The following is a 19,115-nucleotide window of genomic DNA, read 5'->3' on the forward strand; positions in this document are numbered from 1 at the left end:
GGCCCAACCCGAACCGAGCTCCCATGTCCATCCACGTCGCGCTGCATCACACCACCCGCTATCGCTACGACCGGCTCGTCAACCTCGGCCCGCAGGTCGTGCGGCTGCGGCCCGCGCCGCACTGCCGGACGCCGATCCTCGCGTATTCGATGACGGTCGAGCCCGCGCAGCACTTCATCAACTGGCAGCAGGACCCGTTCTCGAACTATCTCGCGCGGCTCGTGTTTCCGGAGCGCACCGAGCACTTCGAGATCACGATCGATCTCGTCGCCGAGATGTCGGTGTACAACCCGTTCGACTTCTTTCTGGAGGCGAGCGCGGAGCAATACCCGTTCAGCTATGACGACGCGCTGAAGACCGAACTCGCACCGTATCTCGTGTGCGACCCGCAGACGAGCGCGGCGCCGCTGTTCCGCGCGTACGTCGAAGGCGTCGATCGCACGCCGGCCGGCACCGTGAACTTCCTCGTCGCGCTGAACCAGCAGCTGCAGCGCGACATCGGCTATCTCGTGCGGATGGAGCCGGGCGTGCAGACGCCCGAGCAGACGCTCGAGCTGGCGTCCGGCTCGTGCCGCGACAGCGCATGGCTGCTCGTGCAGCTGTGCCGCCATCTCGGCATCGCTGCGCGTTTCGTGTCGGGCTACCTGATCCAGCTCACGCCCGACGTGAAGTCGCTCGACGGCCCGAGCGGCACGTCCGTCGACTTCACCGACCTCCATGCATGGTGCGAGGTGTACCTGCCGGGCGCCGGCTGGATCGGCTTCGACCCGACCTCGGGCCTGCTCGCGGGCGAGGGCCACATTCCGCTGGCCTGCACGCCGCAGCCGACGAGCGCCGCGCCGGTCGAGGGGCTGATCGACGAGTGCGAGGTGTCGTTCGAGCACGAGATGACCGTGACGCGCGTGTACGAATCGCCGCGCGTGACGAAGCCGTATACGGATTCGCAATGGGACGCCGTGCTGGCGCTCGGCTCGCAGGTCGACGGCGCACTCGCGGCCGGCGACGTGCGGCTCACGCAGGGCGGCGAGCCGACCTTCGTGTCGATCGACGATCGCGACGGTGCTGAATGGAACACCGACGCGCTCGGCCCGACCAAGCGTGGTTACGCGACCGAACTCGTGCAGCGGCTGCGCGCCGAGTACGGCGACGGCGGCTTCCTGCATTTCGGGCAGGGCAAGTGGTATCCGGGCGAGCAGCTGCCGCGCTGGGCGCTGTCGATCTTCTGGCGTGCCGACGGCCAGCCCGTGTGGCACGACCCGTCGCTGTTCGCCGACGAGCGCGAGCCGTCCGCGTATACGACCGACGACGCGAAGCGCTTCATCGATGCGCTGGCCGCACGGCTGAACCTGACCGGCGAATTCATCCGGCCCGGCTACGAGGACGTGTGGTACTACCTGTGGCGCGAGCGCCGGCTGCCGGTCAACGTCGACCCGTTCGACTCGCGCCTCGACGACGAGCTCGAACGCGCGCGGCTGCGCAAGGTGTTCGAGCAGCAGCTCGACAGCGTGGTCGGCTACGTGCTGCCGGTCAAGCGCGTGGACACGGCGCCGGGCCTCGACGGGCCGCGCTGGCAGACGGGGCCGTGGTTCTTCCGCGACGAGCGGATGTACCTCGTGCCCGGCGATTCGCCGATGGGCTATCGGTTGCCGCTCGATTCGCTGCCGTGGGCCAGCCGCGCCGACTATCCGTATCTCGTCGAGCGCGATCCGTTCGCGCCGCGCGACGCGCTGCCGGAAGCCGCCGCGATCCGCGCGCGCTACGCGGGGCCCGCCGATGCGCCGCGCTACCTGTCCGGCGTGCATCGCGAGGCGTCCGCGCAGACCGTGATGCAGTGGCGCGACGACGGTACGGCCGGGAACGGTCGGCCTGCCGCGCGCGACCCGGGTCGCGTACCCGAGCGCTTCGAATCGGCCGCGTGGATCACGCGTACCGCGCTGTGCGTCGAAGTGCGCAACGGCATCCTGTACCTGTTCATGCCGCCGCTTGCCGCGCTCGAGGATTATCTCGACCTGCTCGGCGCGATCGAGCTGACCGCGCACGCGCTGGGCGTGAAGCTCGTGCTCGAAGGCTATCCGCCGCCGCGCGACGCGCGGCTGAAGCTGCTGCAGGTCACGCCCGATCCCGGCGTGATCGAGGTGAACATCCATCCGGCCGCCAACTTCGACGAGCTCGTCGACCACACCGAATTCCTGTACGACGCCGCGTGGCAGTCGCGGCTGTGCAGCGAGAAATTCATGGTCGACGGCCGCCACGTCGGCACCGGCGGCGGCAACCACTTCGTGCTCGGCGGCGCGACGCCGGCCGACAGCCCGTTCCTGCGCCGCCCGGACCTGCTCGCGAGCCTGATCGCGTACTGGCACAACCATCCGTCGCTGTCCTACCTGTTCTCGGGGCTGTTCATCGGGCCGACCAGCCAGGCGCCGCGCGTCGACGAGGCGCGCAACGACCAGCTCTACGAGCTCGACATCGCGTTCGCCGAGATCCAGCGCAACAAGCTGCTGTTCGGGCAGGACATGCCGCCGTGGCTGGTCGACCGCGTGCTGCGCAACCTGCTGATCGACGTGACGGGTAACACACACCGCAGCGAATTCTGTATCGACAAGCTGTATTCGCCCGACTCGTCGACCGGCCGGCTCGGCCTGCTCGAACTGCGTGCGTTCGAGATGCCGCCCCATGCACGGATGAGCATCGTGCAGCAATTGCTGCTGCGCGCGCTGGTCGCGCGTTTCTGGGCCGCGCCGTACACGACGCCGCTCACGCGCTGGGGCACCGCGCTGCACGACCGCTTCATGCTGCCCGAGTTTCTTCAGATGGATTTCGACGACGTGCTGGCCGAACTGCGCGACGCCGGTTTCGCGTTCGATCCGGCGTGGTTCGCGCCGCACTTCGAATTCCGCTTCCCGCTGTTCGGCCAGATCGCGGTGAACGGCATGCAGCTGTCGCTGCGCGGCGCGCTGGAACCGTGGCACGTGATGGGCGAGGAGGGGGCGCCCGGCGGCACGGTGCGCTACGTCGATTCGTCGGTCGAACGGCTCGAAGTGCGCGTGACGGGGCTGAACGACAACCGCCACGTCGTGACCGTCAACGGCCGCGCGTTGCCGCTGCAGCCGACCGGCACCGTCGGCGAATACGTCGCGGGGGTGCGCTACAAGGCGTGGTCGCCGCCGTCCGCGCTGCATCCGACCATCGGCGTGCACGCGCCGCTCACGTTCGACATCGTCGATACGTGGCTGCAGCGCTCGCTCGGCGGCTGCCGCTACCACGTCGCGCATCCGGGCGGACGCAACTACGCGACGTTCCCGGTCAATGCCTATGAAGCGGAGAGCCGCCGGCTCGCACGCTTCGTCGAGATGGGGCATACGCCGGGGCGGATGGAGGTCGCGCTCGCCGCGCCGAGCCGCGAGTTCCCGTTCACGCTCGATTTGCGGCGGCCGTGACCGGACGATGACGAGGCGGACGACGATGCGCGGTGGGCGGTCTCCCGGCGAACGGGGTGATGGCCGCCCCGCCGGAATGCTAGGATGCGGGCAGATCGCGGCCACGCGCCGCAGCAGCCTGCCGCTGGTGCGGCCGTGCGTATGCACGGTTGCACCCTGAAGACGGAACGACACCGTGCCGCCCATGAACACCGACCATCTCGCCGCCCTCGACGCGATGCCCACGCTTTTCGATACCGGCGCGCAGCCGGATGCCGCGGAACTGGCCGCCGCGCTCGCGGCGCCGGCGGCCGCCGGCCGCTACGACGAACTGCGTGGCAGCGCGGCCGGCCTGAACGCGCCTGCGCTCGCGCCCGCGTGGCGCAGTTTCTTCACATCGATCGGCAGCGACGGCGTGGCCGACCTCGATCGCCGCGCCGACGCGCTGCACCGGCGCATGCGCGAGAACGGCCTGTTCTACCAGCTGCACGAGCAGCGTGCCGGCGACGGCGCGGCCGGCCCGTGGTCGCTCGACCTGCTGCCGCTGATCGTCACGCCCGAGGACTGGGTCGCGATCGAGCGCGGCGTGCTGCAGCGCGTGCGGCTGCTCAACGCGACGCTGGCCGACCTGTACGGGCCGCAGACGATCCTCGAGCGCGGGCTGCTGCCGCCCGCGCTCGTCACCGGGCACCCCGGCTACCTGCGCGCGATGCGCGGCGCGAGCGTGCCGGGCGACACCTGGCTGCACGTGGTCGCGTTCGATCTCGCGCGTGGCCCGGACGGGCAGTGGCGGATCGTCGCGCAGCACACGCAGGGCGCGGCCGGCCTCGGCTACCTGCTAGAAAACCGGCTGATCGTGTCGCGGCTCTTTCCGCGCGGGTTTCGCGGGCTGCGCGTGCAGCGGCTCGCGTCCGCGTACCGCGCGCTGCTGCAGAGCATGCAGGCGCTCAGCCCGGCCCGCAAGAACTCGCGGATCGTGCTGCTGACGCCGGGGCCGCACAGCGCGACGTATTTCGAGCACGCGTATCTCGCGCGCTATCTCGGCCTCACGCTCGTCGAGGGCGGCGACCTGACCGCGCGGGACAACCGCGTATTCCTGAAGACGCTGAGCGGCCTCGAACCCGTGCACGGCATCCTGCGGCGTGTCGACGACGCGTGGCTCGATCCGCTCGAACTGCGGCCCGATTCGATGCTCGGCGTGCCGGGGCTGCTGCAGGCCGTGCGCGCGGGCAATGTGCTGCTCGCGAACGCGCCGGGCTCGGGCTTCCTCGAATCGCCGGCGATGCTCGGCTTCATGCCGCGTCTCGCGGAAGGGCTGCTCGGCGAAACGCTGACGCTGCCGGCCGTGCATTCGTGGTGGTGCGGCGAGGCGGCCGCGTGCGACGACGCGCTGCCGCAACTCGCGCGCGCCATCGTGAAGGCATCCTATCCACCCGAGGTGCAGGCCGGCGGCGCGTTCGAGCCGGTGATCGGCGCGCGGCTCACGCAGGCGCAGCTGGCCGAGTGGCGCGCGCGGATCCTCGCGCGGCCCGAACACTACACGGTGCAGGCCGACCTGCCGCTGTCGCAGGCGCCGACCTGGCCGCGTCAGGACGCGCCCGACGGCCACGGCGGCGCGCGCATCGTGCCGAAGCCGGTGCTGCTGCGCGTCTTCGCGCTCGCCGACGGTGCGCAGCGCTGGCGGCTCCTGCCGGGCGGGCTGTCACGGGTCGGCACACGCGACACGCTGTTCAATGCGCCGATGCCGCGCGGCGGCAGCACCGTCGATACATGGGTGATGACCGAAGGCATCGTCGATTCGACGACGCTGCTGCAGACGCATCTCGGCCCCGACGACCTCGTCGAACGGCCGCGCGCGATCGCGAGCCGTGCGGCCGAGAACCTGTTCTGGCTGGGCCGTTACACCGAGCGCGCGACCAACCTGATGCGGCTCGCGCGCGCGGCGCTCGAACGGCTGCGCGGCGAGGACGACGTCGACAGCCCCGCGCACCTGGAGCTGCTCGACACGCTGTGCCGCGACACGGGCCTGATCGCGGCCGATGCACCGAACGCCGTCGATGCGCCCCGTGCGTTCCAGCACGCGCTCGCGACGTCGCTCACGCGCGGCGCGGATCGCACGTCGGGCATTGCGGCGTGCCTGTTCGGGATGCGTGGCGCGGCTGCCGCGATCCGCGAACGGCTGTCGAGCGACCAGTGGCGCCTGATCGACGACGCGACCCAGCTGTTCGCGGACAGCGCGGGCCAGCCGGAAGCCGAGGAACAGATCGGCAACGACGCGCTGCAGTTGCTGGAGCGCCTCGGCCTGCTGCTCGGCGCGATCACGGGTGCGCAGACCGACAACATGACGCGCGACGACGGCTGGCGGCTGCTGTCGATCGGCCGGCAGATCGACCGGCTGGACTTCCTGTGCAGCGTGCTGAAGTGCGCGTTCGACGAAGGCGCGGTGCACCGGCAGGACGGCTTCGAGCTCGTGCTGGAGTTGTTCGACAGCACGATCACGTTCCGTTCGCGTTTCCAGCGCGGCTTCGATGTCGCGCCGCTGCTGTCGCTCGTCGTGCTCGATACCGACAATCCGCGCTCGCTCGGCTGGGTCGTGCAGGCGCTGCGGGGCCGGCTGACGAAGGTCGAGCGCAGCGAAGGTTATGCGTTGTCCGAACTGGCCGAGACGGTTCCGGATGTGCCCGCGTGGTCGCTGCACGAGCTGTGCGAAACCACCGACGGGGGCCGGCACGGCAAGCTGCTCGAAGCGCTCGACGCGACGGCGAAGGCGGTCTGGGAACTGTCGAACCGGATTGGCGAGCGCTATTTCAGCCACGTACGCGAGGCGGGCAGGACGTTATGGTGACGACGAAGGGCGCGGGGAAAGCCCCACCGGGTTCCGGCGATGCACGGAACGCATCGGCATCGGCCGCGAAGGCAACGACCGCCGAGGTCGCGCCGGGCCGGTTGCTGCGCGTCACGCACGACACCGAATACCGTTACGCGGCGCGCGTCGAATCGGCGCAGCACCAGGCACGGCTGCAACCGCTCGCGACGCCGCGCCAGCAAGTGCTGTCGTTCGCGCTCGACATCGATCCCGCGCCGGAATCGGTCTGTACCGAGATCGACGCATTCGGCAACGCGCGCGCATCGTTTGCGTTGAACCTGCCACATGACGCGCTGCTCGTGCGCAGCCGCAGCACGGTACGCGTGACGCCGCCCGTGTGGTCGCGCGGTGCGCGCGGCGCGCCGCCACCCGCCATCGCGCATCCCGACGCGAAACAGGCGACTGCGTGGGAAGCCGTGCGCGACCGCCTGCGGTTTCGCGCAGGGCAGCCTTACGATGCCGCGAGCGAATTCGTGTTCACGTCGCCGCATGTTGCGTGCGACGCTGAACTCGCCGCGTATGCGGCCGCGAGCTTCACGCCGCAACGGCCGCTCGTGCAGGCTGCCTGGGACCTGATGCGGCGCGTGCATGCCGATTTCGCCTATACGCCGAACAGCACCGACATCACGACGTCGGCGCTCGATGCGCTGCGCCTGCGCAAGGGCGTGTGCCAGGATTTCGCGCACGTGATGATCGGCGCGCTGCGCTCGCTCGGGCTGGCCGCACGTTACGTGAGCGGCTACCTGCTGACGCAGCCGCCCCCCGGGCAGCCGCGGCTGATCGGCGCCGACGCGTCGCATGCGTGGGTCGAGGTGTACGACCCGGCATGGCCCGAGGACAACGGCTGGCTGCAGCTCGATCCGACCAACGATCGTGCGCCGGGCGACGACTACGTGATGCTGTCGATCGGCCGCGACTACGCGGACGTGACGCCGCTGCGCGGTGTGATCCGCGGCGGTGGTGCGGATCAGGAGCTGAAGGTCGGTGTGACGGTGGAGCCGCTCGACACGCCGTAATGTCGCCCGATGCCGCGTGCCCGCGCGCATGGCGGTTTAAGTCTTCGTTAATACTGCACGCCTAGCATGGCCATGCCGGCGAACGGATCTGGCTTGATTCGGGCGCCGGCGGCACGCGCGGGTGCGTCGGCGTCACGGCGCCGCACCGTCGCGCAGCGCCATTCCCTTGCAACGGCGGCGGATCATGATCAAGACTTTCGACTACACGCTCGGCAGCGAGACGATTGCGCTTTGTGCGAGCTTCGGCGCGGGGCCGGCGTGGCGCCGCGTGCTCGTGAGCCGAGCGGATTCGATGGAGACGCTGGTGGTGCTCGACGCGCGCGGCCTGTCGGGCTTGCTGAAGGTGGCGACCGAACCGCCGGAGGGGCTGCTCGACGACGCGATCCGCAAGGTCGGCGACGAGCAGCTCGTCGAGCGGGCGATCAGCGGCAGGGCGATCGTAGAAACCGCGCTTTGATCGCACGATGCGGCGCGGCGCAGCGTGTGCCGGCAGGCATGGCCGCACACGCCGCATCGCATCCCGTCGTGTCGGTTACGCCGCGAACCGGTCCGTGGCCGCGATCAGCGCCTCCAGGATCCCCGGTTCGTTGTACGCATGCCCGGCACCGGGCACGATCTCGAACGTCGCATCCGGCCACGCCTTCGACAGCTCCCATGCGGTGCGGGCAGGCGTCGCGACGTCATAGCGGCCCTGCACGATCACGCCCGGAATGCCGGCGAGGCGATGCGCGTCACGCAGCAACTGGCCTTCCTCGACGAAACCCTGGTTCACGAAGTAATGATTCTCGATGCGCGCGAACGCGAGTGCGTAGTGGCCGTCCGCGAAGTGCGCGGCGAGTGCGGGGTCGGGCAGCAGCGTGATCGTGCGGCCTTCCCAGATGCTCCACGCGCGCGCGGCTTCGAGCTTCGCGGCTTCGTCGTTGCCGGTCAGCCGGCGATGGTAGGCGGCCATCAGGTCGCCGCGCTCCGCTTCCGGAATCGGTGCAAGGAAGGCTTCCCACAGGTCGGGGAACAGCCACGACGCGCCTTCCTGGTAGTACCACAGCACTTCCGCGCGACGCATCGTGAAGATGCCGCGCACGACCAGCGCGCTCACGCGCTCCGGGTGCGTTTCCGCATACGCGATCGACAGTGCGCTGCCCCACGAGCCGCCGAACACGAGCCACTTTTCCGCGCCGACCATCTCGCGCAGGCGCTCGATGTCGGCAACCAGATGCCACGTCGTGTTGTTCTCGAGGCTCGCATGCGGCGTCGAGCGCCCGCAGCCGCGCTGGTCGAACAGCAGGATGTCGTAGCGCTCCGGATCGAACAGGCGGCGATGGTCGGCGCTGCAGCCGGCGCCGGGGCCGCCGTGCAGGAACACGGCGGGCTTGCCGGCGGGGTTGCCGCAGCGCTCCCAGTAGATGCGGTGGCCGTCGCCGGTGTCGAGATGGCCGTGGGCGTAGGGTTCGATCGGTGGGTACACAGGCAGGCTCCGGGTAAAGGTCGACGGGAGGGCGGACGAGGCGCGGGCCGTTGTGCGGGCGGGTACGGTACTGCGAATGTTGCTGCGCCGCAAAATTCGTTGCGTGGGCATCGGACCGGCCGCCGCCGGACAAGGCTTGTCATTATGCCCATTCGCCGCGCCGGGCGTCGGCTCGTTCGGGCGCAGCGTCGTTGGCGGGGTGTGTCGCGGCGATTTTTGAAGCAATTTCATTCCGATATTTTTCATACAAAATCCCGGCGGCATATCGGCGTGCCGAAGCGAGGGCGGCGCTGGTCTGCTGCCCATCCACCGTGCCGACGGAAACCAGCCGATGAACCATCGCGTCACGCAGTTGACCGGATTGCGCGCCGTCGCGGTGGCGATGGTCGTGGTCGGACACGCCGAGCACGTGCTGCCCGGCGGCTACACGGGCTGGTACGCGCCGTTGCGGCTGATCGCCGACGGCCGGCTCGGCGTGCTGATCTTCTTCGTCCTCAGCGGCTTCCTGATCACCAACGTGCTGCGCGCCGAATTCGCGCGCACGGGCGGCATCGCGCTGACGTCGTTCTACGTGCGTCGCGCGCTGCGGATCTGGCCGGCGTGCTACGTCTATCTCGCGGCGGTCGCGATCGTGGCCTTCGCCGGCTGGTTCGACGTCGATCGCCGGCAGTGGCTGTATGCGGCGCTGCACCTGTGGAACTACTCGGCGTGGTTCGGGCTGACCGGCGACAACGCGTTGCATCCGGACGGTGCGTGGTATCTGGGCCATTTCTGGTCGCTCGCGCTCGAGGAACAGTTCTACTGGTTCTGGCCGCTGCTGTTCGTGTACGGCATGCGCCGCGGCGGTACGCGCTGGCTGGCCGCGCTGATCCTGGTCGTGCCGCTGGTGCGCGCCGTCACGTACTTCGTGGCGCCCGCGCTGCGCGGGCAACTCGGGATGATGCTTCACACGGGCGTCGATCCGATCCTGATCGGTTGTTATGCGTCGCTCAACCGCGAACGGCTCGAAGCGTGGATTCTCTCGTGGCGCGGCGAGACGCGCATCGTGACGGCGATCATCGTGGTCGTGCTGATCGGCGGCCCGCTCGCCGAACATCGGTTCGGTGGCTTCTGGAATGCGACGTACGGCGTGACGCTCGAAGCCGCGCTGATCGCAATCGTGATCGTCGTGCTGAATTTCCGCAGCGAATTCTGGTGTGCGCGATGGTTGCGTGCGCAGCCTGTCGTGTTCGTCGGCACGATCTCGTTCAGCCTCTATCTGTGGCAGCAGCCGTTCGCGAACCCGGATCTGCCGGTTGCGCACGCATTTCCGCTTGGGATCGTGTGGGCGCTGATGGCCGCGACGGCCAGTTACTTCCTCGTCGAGAAACCGTTCCTGCGGTTGAAGGATCGGTATACGGCGCGTGAGGCGCGACGCATGCGGGACGATGCGTTGCGGATGCCCGCGTCGAGCGATGCGATCGGGGCGAAGGTGGTGGAGTAGGGGCGTTACGCCCCGGCCTTACTTGAAGCGCTTCATTGCGGCTGGCGAATACCAGAAGTTTCGGAACATATCGATGCCGTATGACTTGCCGTCGTAGCGCACGATCATGCGTGCGGTGCGCTTGCCCGTATCCGAGTATTCGTTGTCCTTGCGTTGGTTTTTTGTGATGTGTGCAGTGATCGACAGGTCTGCGAAACCGTGGCTGGAGGTCTTTTCGACGGCGATCGTCATGTGGGCGTCTTCGCTGGTCGCGTCACCCAAGCTGGCGCCGCAAGCCTCACCTTCAACACTGACCCAGCCGTAGAGATTGGTGCCGAACACCGGACGGATACGGTTGCCTTCGCGCACCCACAGCGTCAATTCTTCACTTGCGTCGGCATCGGGACAACTCGGTCCCCGCGCGCTGCTCGTGAACACGACGCCGAATGCACGCACCTCGGGCGACAGCCGGTAGGGTGCCGTGTCGATGCGATAGCTGTTCTCGCCGATCTCCGTCGCCGCATCTTCCTGAATCACCGACCGGTCGGCGGCCACGACCTTGCCGCCTTCGACGAGCGCGAGGACCTGCAACTTGTTACTTTCGTCCGGGTTCTTGCTTTTCGGCAGCGAATCGAACGCGACAGCCGCGATCGTCGTCGCTGGCGCGTTCGGCATGACCTTGCATGACGACGCGACGACGAGCCGGTCCGCATCGCGCGTGGCGATACGTGCGCTCGCGATGCCGGCCCAGCGGGCGACGGCGGTGACGGTTTCGTCGCCGCAAGGCTGGCTGTCTGCGGCGTGAATGATGGGGGAGGCGGCGAGCGCCAGCAGCGGGGCGAAGCGAAGGGTTCTCATTGTCACGATCGGAAATGGTTCTTCGTAGATGTTCGTGGGTGTCGCTGCCGACCGAAAGCGAACATCGCTAGTTCGTCGAAATTTAATCGGAATTGAGCTATGCAACAGAATTAGTTTGCTTGCCTAACAGACTCATCGAACGGCTTGATGACTCGCTGACCACTTCCGATCAATATCCCAGTCAGAGCAACTGGTACTCGAGCTCCGATTCCAGTCTCTTTGCGCGCAGCAACTCGTAGAACTTGTAAGCTACGTATCGCTCGAGGTCTGCAGCCGGCACGCACCTGACTTGATCGGGACGGCTGCATGCCAAAGTGCCGATACGGAATTCATTAAAGTCCTTGTTCAACAGCTTCATAACTGACAGTGGGTTAGCCCGTAGGTCATCGAGCAGCGTCAGGCCCAGCTTGGTCTTCGCGGCCTCTGCCTTTTCGAACATATCCCGAACGACCTCGAAATGTTGCGCATTGGACAGGCGGGCGTACTGCGCGAGCGTGAACACTAGGCACTGGACCTTTTCGATTGTCTCATCCGGTTCGAGGCTGTAAGGGCGGACTCGGGCACGGTGGAGCACCTCGTCCTGGATCTCGTCCCAAGTATGGTCCTCCATCGACACGCCGAACTGGCCCGCCAGAACATGCAGGTCACTCAGTGTTCGTGCAGTGAACCAGCTCTCCTCAAACTCCCACTTTTCTGCTTTTTGGACGAACTTCTCTAACAAGCGATGGCCGTCGTAGGTACTGCTGAGGTGCACGTACTTCTGCACCACGCCGAACAACTCCACGTAGCAGTAGAGATCTCGGTCGTGACTGAAGAGATAAAGATGGTGAGTCGGGTACCAGTCCTCATGGACATGCTTTTCGGTCTCGAACAAGCGCTCCACATCCTCTACCGGGTAATACGAAAAGATTGTCGAACGCAGCACCGATTCCGACTGAGTCAGATCATCTTGTGTCATCAGGTGGGCGAGATATTTGCGCTCGACGCCGTGGAAGCTTGCAAACCCGATTGCGATCTTAAGAATCCCCCGGAGAACTTCGGGCGCGTCGGGGCGGGCGGATAGAAGCAGGCGCTCCGCGTAAGGGGCAGCGTTATCGCTTAGCTCGATGGTGTAACCGTCCGCCACGAGCGCCTTGACGTCGGGTGAGTTCTTGTACTGGCGGGCCTGCTTGATAGTCGCAGCGACGACCGTGACCGCCTTTGCGGTGACACTCTTGACCAGCACCGGCCGCACTGGCACCAGGCTGAAGTCGTTCTTTAAGACGAGGCGCACTTGCTCAAGCACCTTTGCATCGGCGTCGTTCGTCTGCAGTTGTACTTGGGTCTGAGAATGCATCCCCCGGTCTCGTGGAGTGTCCAGGAGCGTCGTGAGCGGGGAGAGGGCGGTGGCAAAGGGGCCGTCCACTGAATCGCCGAGCTTACAGCCGCATGCCTGACATAGGATGTCATCGCACAGCAGGCCGCCACCTAAAGCGTTCTGGACAATATGTTCGCTATGCTTGAGTACTGTCGTTTCATTAAATCGCTTATCACACAGGTAGCACGTGGTCGACATTGTAAATTCCGTCAGAGCGGAGAATCAGATGGAGGCGAGAGGTGGTGCAGTTGCCACGATCAAGCGGGGGGATCATTGCTGCGACCTAAGGCGCTAGTAGGGCGCAATTGAATGATGTTATTAGATATCGACTCCGCAATACTAGAGCGTCAGTCGGGGAAGTGCCACGCGCTGAAAGGCCCATAATAGCTAGGTAGGGCGTTTCGCAGGCGAATCCGGCCGGATACCAATCCAATTGGTGAGGCGGTACAACCGCCCGCGCGGCAGCCTCGGCCGCTCAATCAGTTCATGACCCGTCGCGTTCCGCATTACGAGGACGGGAAGGACCATCGGGTACCGCTATCGCTCGAACTCTCAGGGCCGCTCAAAGACAGGACCTGTCGCGTACGGTCTCCGGTTATCCGTCAGGTCCGGTTCAGGTTAATAGAAAGGTCGCGGAGAGGAGCAAGGGCGACGCCTGCAGTATGCGGTCGTCCTGACTTCCCGGGTCTCGTGACCTCGCACCGGCAAGACGCTTAAATTTCACCCGCTCTTCTTTCGCTATGTAAAAGGGATGACTATGACTTCGTAGCCAGCAGCCTCCCAGTTCCCAATCACCGTCGCTGTTTCAAAGTTTCGAACGATCTGGGGCAACCGAGAGAAGTCTACTTATGCGCCATGCTCGGTGGTATGCCGCGCACCAGAACTCGAAAACGAAATTTTTTGCGAAGTCATGCTGTTGTGCTGGCGGAATCGGCTGGGATGGGAGTCCTTGGATCATGTTCTCAACTACTGCTACTGCATGAACCATATTTGCGACTTCGCGCTTCCGACCAGCGACGATCAACCAGGTCGAGCAGCCAAACCATAGCGCAAACAGTGCGGTGTTGCTGACCATGACGATCTGCGATCCATAGCGCTGGATGAATGACTGATGGCTGTTTTCTGAGTCCAGATAGTGCTGATATGCGAACGGCCTAGCGGAGACGCCGGCAGCATTTGTGGAGACCATCACATCGGGCGCCGACGCCCCTTTGAAATAGAGAAGAAGCGTTCGCGTAGGCGCGAACGCTTCAGTGCGGTTGATGCTCTTCAGAGGAATGGAGATTGAAAGCGTCCCATGCTTGACAGTCTGCGTGATATTCTTCTCGGCGTCGAAATCCTCCGCAGAACCATTTCCGATACGGAAGGTCTGTAGTGCCGGCGGAGCGTCATTTCGCGCTGTCGCATCGATTTGAAGATCCACACTAGCGATATCGCGCGAGCTGAAATTCTGCAGTTCGACTTTGACAAGGCTCAAAGCCTTGAGAGAGTTCCCTTTTTCATCTTTGTACAACAGAGTAACGCCTGGAATCTGAAAAAACCCAGTCACGTTGTTTTCTTTCACTATCTGGAAGTCAACATACCGCGTCGCTTGGTCACTCGCAGATGACGCTAGGTTCGCGTACATAGTCGAATAGTATGTTCCGATTGCGGCGAGCACGGCTGATAGGGCTACCGAGATCAGAAAAGTTGCCTTCGACTTCCATGAGGATGGCGCAACTGCGTTAGGCGTCGACATAACTGTCCCAAATCACTTTGTTACGGCGCGCCGCAAAAAATCTTTAGGGGTGTTCCAACAGAAGGCCTACTTGCACCGGCTCGACTGTCGACGAATTGCGGGCGGCTGTCGAACGTCCGCTTCTGGCCGATTACCGACAGCGTGTCCCGTGTCCCCCGAGATTTGCGAAGAATAAAAAAAGGCCCTTGCGGGCCTTTCATGGACGAAGGTGCGACCAACGCTTACCGCGTCAACGCCGTAAACCCGTCCAGCAACCGCTCGACATCAGCCGCCTGAATCGCGCCCATCGTCGAAATCCGGAACAGTTCCTTCGACAACCCGCCTTGCCCCGCGTAGATCACGAAACCACGCGCCTTCAAGCCGTCATGCAACGTCTCGTACGTCACACCCTGCGGCAACCGATACGCGCGCAGCACGACCGACGATTCACCTTCCGGCAGCACGAGCGGCATCCCGCGCGCCGCCAGCCCGGCCTGAGCCTGATCGGCGAGCGCCTTGTAATGCGCATGACGCGCACGCCAGCCGCCAGCCTCATCGAACTCGCGCAGCGCCTCGACGAGCGCGTAATACGCATGCACGGAAGGCGTGAACGGCGTATTGCGCTGATCCTGCAGCTTTGCCAGGCGACCGAGATCGAGGTAGTAAGTGCGGCTTGCAGCCTTCGCGAGCGCGCTGCGGCGCACGATCACGAACGCCGCGCCCGGCACACCGTGCAGGCACTTGTTCGCGGTCGCGGCCACCGCGTCGATGTCGCCGCCGGCGAAGTCGATCGCTTCCGCGCCGAAGCTGCTGACGCCATCGACGAGCATCTTCACGCCGCGCGAACGGCACACCCCGGCAATCGCGCCGAGATCGTTCAGCCGGCCCGTCGTCGTTTCGTGATGAATCACCGCGACATGCGAGTAACCGCCCGCATCGAGACGCGCGGCGATCTGCGCGAGATCGGGCGCCTGCATCCACTCATGCTTGAGCACATCATGGGCGATCCCGTACTGCGTCGCGATCTGCGTGATCCGCTCGCCGTACACGCCGTTCTCGATCACCAGCAGCTTGCCGTCCTGCGGCACGAGTGCCGCGATCATGCTTTCCACGGCGGCCGTGCCCGAACCCGTCATCAGCACGGCGGTCCATTCGGCCGGATCGAGCTCGTACGCGGCAACGAGGCGCGCACGTGCTTCGTCCTGCAGATCGAAGAATTCGCTTTCGCGATGGCACAGGTCAGGTTGCAGCAGGCTGCGGCGCACGCGTTCGGTGAGCGTGACCGGGCCGGGGTTCAGCAGCAGCATCAATGGGCTCCTTCAACGTGGGCTTCGGTCTGCGCGGCGCCGATGTGCCGCATCAGACGGGTCTTGACCTCGACCGGTGTGACGGTCGGGCGGGGCAGGCCGTCGGGCACGCCGGTGCGGATCGCCAGGCGCACGAACTGCGCACCGTCGCTCGATCCGGCCAGCGCCGTATCGAGCACGTCGAGCGTGTCGCCTTCGACCGCCGACGCGTAGCCGCATGCCGCCGCGACACCCGCGAACGACACGTGCTGCGACACCGTTGCCTGGCCGCCCGTCGATTCGTGCGCGCCGTTGTCGAGCAGCACGTGCGTGAGGTTCGCCGGGCCGTAGGTGCCGAGCGTCGCGAACGCGCCCATGCGCATCAGCGCGGCACCGTCGCCGTCGACCGCAACGACCTTCAGGTCGGGGCGTGCGAGCGCGAGGCCGAGCGCGAGCGGCGTCACGCAGCCCATCGAACCGACCATGTACAACTGGTTCGGGCGATCGTCGATTGCGTAGAGTTCGCGGCCGCAGAAGCCGGTCGATGCGAGCACGACGGTCGAATCGACCGGCGTGTGCGCGATCACGCGCTGCAGCGCGTCCTGGCGGGTCGGCCACGCGTCGGCCGACGCGGCGCGCGTCGACGATTGCGCGGCGACATGCGCGCGCGGCCTGGCCGCCGGGTTTGCCTTCAGCTCATACGGCGCGACGCTGCCTTTCTGCATCACGAGCGCGTACGGGCGGCCCGTCGCGTCCATGTGCGCGATCGCGCGGTCGAGTGCCGGGCCGACCTGTTCGGGGTCGGTCGGGAACGTCTCCCACGGGATCTCCATCGTGTCGAGCATCGCGGGCGTGATCGGGCCCATCAGCGCGTGCTGGGGCTCGTCGGATACGCCCGGCTGGCCGCGCCACGTGACGATCAGCAGCTGCGGCAGGCGGAACGTCCAGGTCAGCGACGTGAGCGGGCTCACCGCGTTGCCGAGCCCCGAGTTCTGCATCATCGCGATGCCGCGCTTGCCGCCGAGCGTCGCGCCCGCGATCAGCGCGACCGCGTCGCCTTCGTTCGCGGCCGACACGTAATTCAGCGTCGGGTCCTGCAGCACGTAATTGATGAACGGCGTCAGGTACGAGCAGGGCACCCCCGCGTACCAGTCGAAACCGCGCTCGCGCGCGGCCTCGACGAACTGTGCCGCTTCGATCATTGCGCGCCCCCGTTGCCGGTGCCCGGTTCGGACAGCGGCGTCTGGCCGTGCGCGAAGTCACCCGCGCGGCGGAAGTCTTCGAGGTCGTTCACACCGCGCCAGTGGCCGTGCACGTACTGCACCTCGATCTTCTCGCCGGCGGCGATCAGTTCGTTGAGCAGCGACGGGATGTCGAGCGTGTCGAAATCGTCGCGCGCCTGCAGCGTCGCGAGCATCGCCTTCAGGCGCTCGACACCGGCACCGCGCACGTTCAGCAGGCCGATCCAGCGGCCGTGCGGCGTGCCCGTGGCGACGTCGCTCGATACACGTTGCAGGTAGGTCTTCTGGCCGAACAGGCCGCGATCGTCGGCCGCCGAGCACAGCGCGAAATCGCGCACGCTCTGGTTGGTTTCCGTCAGCGACGAATCGACCACCACGCTGAACTCGGCCTCGCTCTCCGCGAGGTCGCGCACGATGTAGCTGCGGAACAGCAGGTCGCCGTACGAGATCACGGTGTCGCCGGTCAGGCGTTCGGCCGCGCATGCGAGCGACGCGAGTTCGCCCGTCTGCGCATGGCGCTCGTTGACGACGAGCTTGATGCCCGACGTGTCGATCGCGTCGGCGCGATAACCGCCGACCACGGTGATGTCGTTCACGCCGTGCGTCTTGAAGCCGTCGACGAGCCAGCGCAGCAGCGGCTTGCCGGCGACCGGCAGCATGACCTTCGGCTTGTCTTCGGTCACGGCTTCGAGGCCCTTGCCGCGGCTCGCGGCGAGCACGATCGCCGCGTTCGACGCGCGCGACGACGACGACAGGTAGATGCGCTCGGCCGCCGAGTATTCGTCGGCGTCCTGCAGGCGGAAGATCTCGTTGACCGATGCCACGCGGTCCTCGACGTTGATCAGCGTTTCGCTCTCGTGGATCTCGCGCGCGGTCGCCTGCATCGCGGATGCCGACGCGCGGATCAGGTGGTTCGCCCAGATCACGGTGCTGATGCCGGCCTGGCGGAACACGTCGGTCGGCGTGCTGTAGTACTTGGTCGGCACGATCACGAGCGGCGCCTTGCCGCTCCATTCGCGTGCGAACTGCAGGATCTCGTCCGGGCGCGACAGCTTGCTGTGGATCAGGATCGCGTCGGCGCCGGCTTCCGCGTACGCGTTCGCGCGACGCAGCGCCTCGTCCATCCCCCAGCCTGCGATCAGCGCTTCGACACGCGCGACGATCGAGAAGTCGGGATCGGTCTGCGAATCCTTGCCGGCCTTGATCTTGCCGCAGAATTCGTCGATTTCCGCGAGCGGCTGGCGCTCGCCGCCGATGAAGCTGTTGGTCTTCGGGAACTGCTTGTCCTCGATACAGACGCCCGCGATGCCGCGCTGTTCGAGCTTCTTCACGAGGCGGCGCACGTTGTTGAAGTTGCCGTAGCCGGTGTCGCCGTCGAGCAGGATCGGCAGGTCGCTTGCGTCGGCCATGAATTCGAGCACGTCGACGACCTGCGTCCAGCTCGCTTCGTTGTTGTCGCGCACGCCGAACTGCGCGGAGATCGCGAGGCCCGATGCCCAGATGCCCTTGAAGCCGGCCTCGCGGACGATCCGCGCGGACAGGCCGTTGTGCGCTTCCATCAGGAATTCGAGATCGCTGCTGACGAGCATTCGGCGCAGGCGGGCGCTGCGCGATTCGGTGAAGTTGGGTTCGCGTGCGTTCATCGTGCGACTCCTGCGGTGGTGCGTTGAATCAGGGGGAGGATTTCTTGGGTGGCGCGGGCGACGTCGTTCGGGAAGTCGATCTCGATCCACGGCGAGCCGGTGACGTCGGCGACGTCGAACGAATGACCGCCTTCGAGCAGCAGGTCGCGCACGGCTTCCTCGTGCGGCATGTTCGCGCGGCCGCTGTCGACGTAGCCCGCGACGATCGTCGCGAGGCGGCGCGCGGTACCTTCGGTGAAGCGGAAGAAGCCGACCGATTCGCCGATCGTGTCGTATTCGAGGTCGACCGCGAGTTGCTTGCGCAGCTCGACCGGCACGCCGTTCTTCAGGCACAGCTTGACGGGTTCGTCGCCGGCCTCGAAGTCGCGGTCGATCAACAGGCGATCGACCGCCTTGTCGGCATCGGCCACCAGCGCGTGCAGGATGTTCTCGTCATACAGCACGTCGGCGTCCATCAGCAGCACGTCGCCGCCGCGCGTCATCGCGTCGGCGACGGTATGCACGGTCAGCACGCTGCCGAGGTCGTAGCGTTCGTTGACCACGATCTCGGCCTGGCGGCCGAGGCGCTTCAATTCCTGCTCGACCTTCTCGGCCTGGAAGCCGAGCCCGAGCACGATTTCGTCGACGCCCGCGGCATCGAGCACGCGCAGATGGCGCTCGAGCAGCGACACGTCGTCGAAGCGCAGCAGGCACTTCGGGAACTGTGCCTCGGGCGGTTGTTGCAGGCGCAAGCCGAGGCCTGCCGCAAGAATGATGGCTCGCATGGGTTCTCCAACCAAAAAGCCGGC

14 protein-coding genes and 1 pseudogene are annotated in these 19,115 nt (G+C 66.2%); 5 read left to right on the top strand and 10 right to left on the bottom strand.

The window, feature by feature from the left end; genetic code table 11:
- The first annotated feature begins 23 nt into the window (after positions 1 to 23).
- From AB3K92_RS13790 to AB3K92_RS13805, 4 genes are all read left to right on the top strand, one after another.
- Positions 24 to 3,437: a DUF2126 domain-containing protein gene (locus AB3K92_RS13790; protein WP_369465263.1), complete on the top strand. Its 3,414-nt coding sequence runs from the start codon at positions 24 to 26 to the stop codon at positions 3,435 to 3,437.
- 217 nt (positions 3,438 to 3,654) lie between these two features.
- Positions 3,655 to 6,261 carry a circularly permuted type 2 ATP-grasp protein gene (locus AB3K92_RS13795; protein WP_369465791.1) on the top strand — a complete coding sequence of 869 codons (2,607 nt, stop codon included), beginning with the start codon at positions 3,655 to 3,657 and terminating at the stop codon, positions 6,259 to 6,261.
- On the top strand, positions 6,255 to 7,298 hold the full coding sequence (locus AB3K92_RS13800) for a transglutaminase family protein (protein ID WP_249453692.1): 1,044 nt from the start codon (positions 6,255 to 6,257) through the stop codon (positions 7,296 to 7,298). Before AB3K92_RS13795 ends, AB3K92_RS13800 begins: the two co-directional genes overlap by 7 nt.
- Before the next feature lie 184 nt (positions 7,299 to 7,482).
- Positions 7,483 to 7,755: a hypothetical protein gene (locus AB3K92_RS13805; RefSeq protein WP_369465264.1), complete on the top strand. Its 273-nt coding sequence runs from the start codon at positions 7,483 to 7,485 to the stop codon at positions 7,753 to 7,755.
- Between the two features lie 75 nt (positions 7,756 to 7,830).
- On the opposite strand, the gene pip is transcribed toward AB3K92_RS13805, so the two are convergent.
- A complete protein-coding gene (gene pip, locus AB3K92_RS13810) occupies positions 7,831 to 8,763 on the bottom strand; it encodes a prolyl aminopeptidase (protein WP_021162091.1) in 933 nt (310 codons plus the stop codon).
- A gap of 142 nt (positions 8,764 to 8,905) precedes the next feature.
- Positions 8,906 to 9,103, bottom strand: a complete 198-nt coding sequence (locus AB3K92_RS13815; protein WP_124587607.1) for a hypothetical protein — start codon at positions 9,101 to 9,103, stop codon at positions 8,906 to 8,908.
- On the opposite strand from AB3K92_RS13815, the gene AB3K92_RS13820 reads away from it, so the two are divergent.
- Positions 9,095 to 10,246: an acyltransferase family protein gene (locus AB3K92_RS13820; protein ID WP_369465265.1), complete on the top strand. Its 1,152-nt coding sequence runs from the start codon at positions 9,095 to 9,097 to the stop codon at positions 10,244 to 10,246. The genes AB3K92_RS13815 and AB3K92_RS13820 overlap by 9 nt on opposite strands.
- Before the next feature lie 18 nt (positions 10,247 to 10,264).
- Here AB3K92_RS13820 and AB3K92_RS13825 read toward each other — a convergent pair whose 3' ends face one another.
- The 8 genes and pseudogenes from AB3K92_RS13825 to AB3K92_RS13860 all read right to left on the bottom strand — a co-directional run bounded on the left by AB3K92_RS13825 (position 10,265) and on the right by AB3K92_RS13860 (position 19,091).
- Positions 10,265 to 11,083, bottom strand: a complete 819-nt coding sequence (locus tag AB3K92_RS13825) for a multidrug ABC transporter ATPase (protein ID WP_124587609.1) — start codon at positions 11,081 to 11,083, stop codon at positions 10,265 to 10,267.
- 181 nt (positions 11,084 to 11,264) lie between these two features.
- Positions 11,265 to 12,419 (bottom strand): hypothetical protein, encoded by a 1,155-nt coding sequence (locus tag AB3K92_RS13830; RefSeq protein ID WP_226233744.1) that lies wholly within the window; start codon positions 12,417 to 12,419, stop codon positions 11,265 to 11,267.
- Between the two features lie 60 nt (positions 12,420 to 12,479).
- Positions 12,480 to 12,638 (bottom strand): annotated as a pseudogene (locus tag AB3K92_RS13835) (HNH endonuclease); the annotation flags it as partial.
- Between the two features lie 607 nt (positions 12,639 to 13,245).
- Complete coding sequence (locus tag AB3K92_RS13840; protein WP_369465266.1) at positions 13,246 to 14,004, bottom strand: hypothetical protein; 759 nt, start codon at positions 14,002 to 14,004, stop codon at positions 13,246 to 13,248.
- Positions 14,005 to 14,399: 395 nt separating this feature from the next.
- Positions 14,400 to 15,464 (bottom strand): 2-aminoethylphosphonate aminotransferase, encoded by a 1,065-nt coding sequence (locus AB3K92_RS13845; protein WP_369465267.1) that lies wholly within the window; start codon positions 15,462 to 15,464, stop codon positions 14,400 to 14,402.
- Complete coding sequence (aepY, locus tag AB3K92_RS13850) at positions 15,464 to 16,645, bottom strand: phosphonopyruvate decarboxylase (RefSeq protein ID WP_369465268.1); 1,182 nt, start codon at positions 16,643 to 16,645, stop codon at positions 15,464 to 15,466. The genes AB3K92_RS13845 and aepY overlap by 1 nt, the downstream gene beginning before the upstream one ends.
- Complete coding sequence (gene aepX, locus AB3K92_RS13855; protein WP_021162084.1) at positions 16,642 to 18,327, bottom strand: phosphoenolpyruvate mutase; 1,686 nt, start codon at positions 18,325 to 18,327, stop codon at positions 16,642 to 16,644. The genes aepY and aepX overlap by 4 nt, the downstream gene beginning before the upstream one ends.
- Positions 18,324 to 19,091, bottom strand: coding sequence for an NTP transferase domain-containing protein (locus AB3K92_RS13860; protein WP_021162083.1), 768 nt, complete (start codon positions 19,089 to 19,091; stop codon positions 18,324 to 18,326). The genes aepX and AB3K92_RS13860 overlap by 4 nt, the downstream gene beginning before the upstream one ends.
- Positions 19,092 to 19,115 lie beyond the last annotated feature (24 nt).

The sequence above is a fragment of the Burkholderia sp. Bmkn7 genome (assembly GCF_041103175.1).
GTDB lineage: Bacteria > Pseudomonadota > Gammaproteobacteria > Burkholderiales > Burkholderiaceae > Burkholderia > Burkholderia cepacia.

Coding starts and splice junctions, on each gene's coding strand:
- AB3K92_RS13790 (WP_369465263.1), top strand. CDS start 24: ATGTCCATCCACGTCGCGCTGCATCACACCACCCGCTATCGCTACGAC.
- AB3K92_RS13795 (WP_369465791.1), top strand. CDS start 3,655: ATGCCCACGCTTTTCGATACCGGCGCGCAGCCGGATGCCGCGGAACTG.
- AB3K92_RS13800 (WP_249453692.1), top strand. CDS start 6,255: ATGGTGACGACGAAGGGCGCGGGGAAAGCCCCACCGGGTTCCGGCGAT.
- AB3K92_RS13805 (WP_369465264.1), top strand. CDS start 7,483: ATGATCAAGACTTTCGACTACACGCTCGGCAGCGAGACGATTGCGCTT.
- AB3K92_RS13820 (WP_369465265.1), top strand. CDS start 9,095: ATGAACCATCGCGTCACGCAGTTGACCGGATTGCGCGCCGTCGCGGTG.
- AB3K92_RS13815 (WP_124587607.1), bottom strand. CDS start 9,103: ATGGTTCATCGGCTGGTTTCCGTCGGCACGGTGGATGGGCAGCAGACC.
- AB3K92_RS13825 (WP_124587609.1), bottom strand. CDS start 11,083: ATGAGAACCCTTCGCTTCGCCCCGCTGCTGGCGCTCGCCGCCTCCCCC.
- AB3K92_RS13830 (WP_226233744.1), bottom strand. CDS start 12,419: ATGCATTCTCAGACCCAAGTACAACTGCAGACGAACGACGCCGATGCA.
- AB3K92_RS13845 (WP_369465267.1), bottom strand. CDS start 15,464: ATGCTGCTGCTGAACCCCGGCCCGGTCACGCTCACCGAACGCGTGCGC.
- aepY (WP_369465268.1), bottom strand. CDS start 16,645: ATGATCGAAGCGGCACAGTTCGTCGAGGCCGCGCGCGAGCGCGGTTTC.
- aepX (WP_021162084.1), bottom strand. CDS start 18,327: ATGAACGCACGCGAACCCAACTTCACCGAATCGCGCAGCGCCCGCCTG.
- AB3K92_RS13860 (WP_021162083.1), bottom strand. CDS start 19,091: ATGCGAGCCATCATTCTTGCGGCAGGCCTCGGCTTGCGCCTGCAACAA.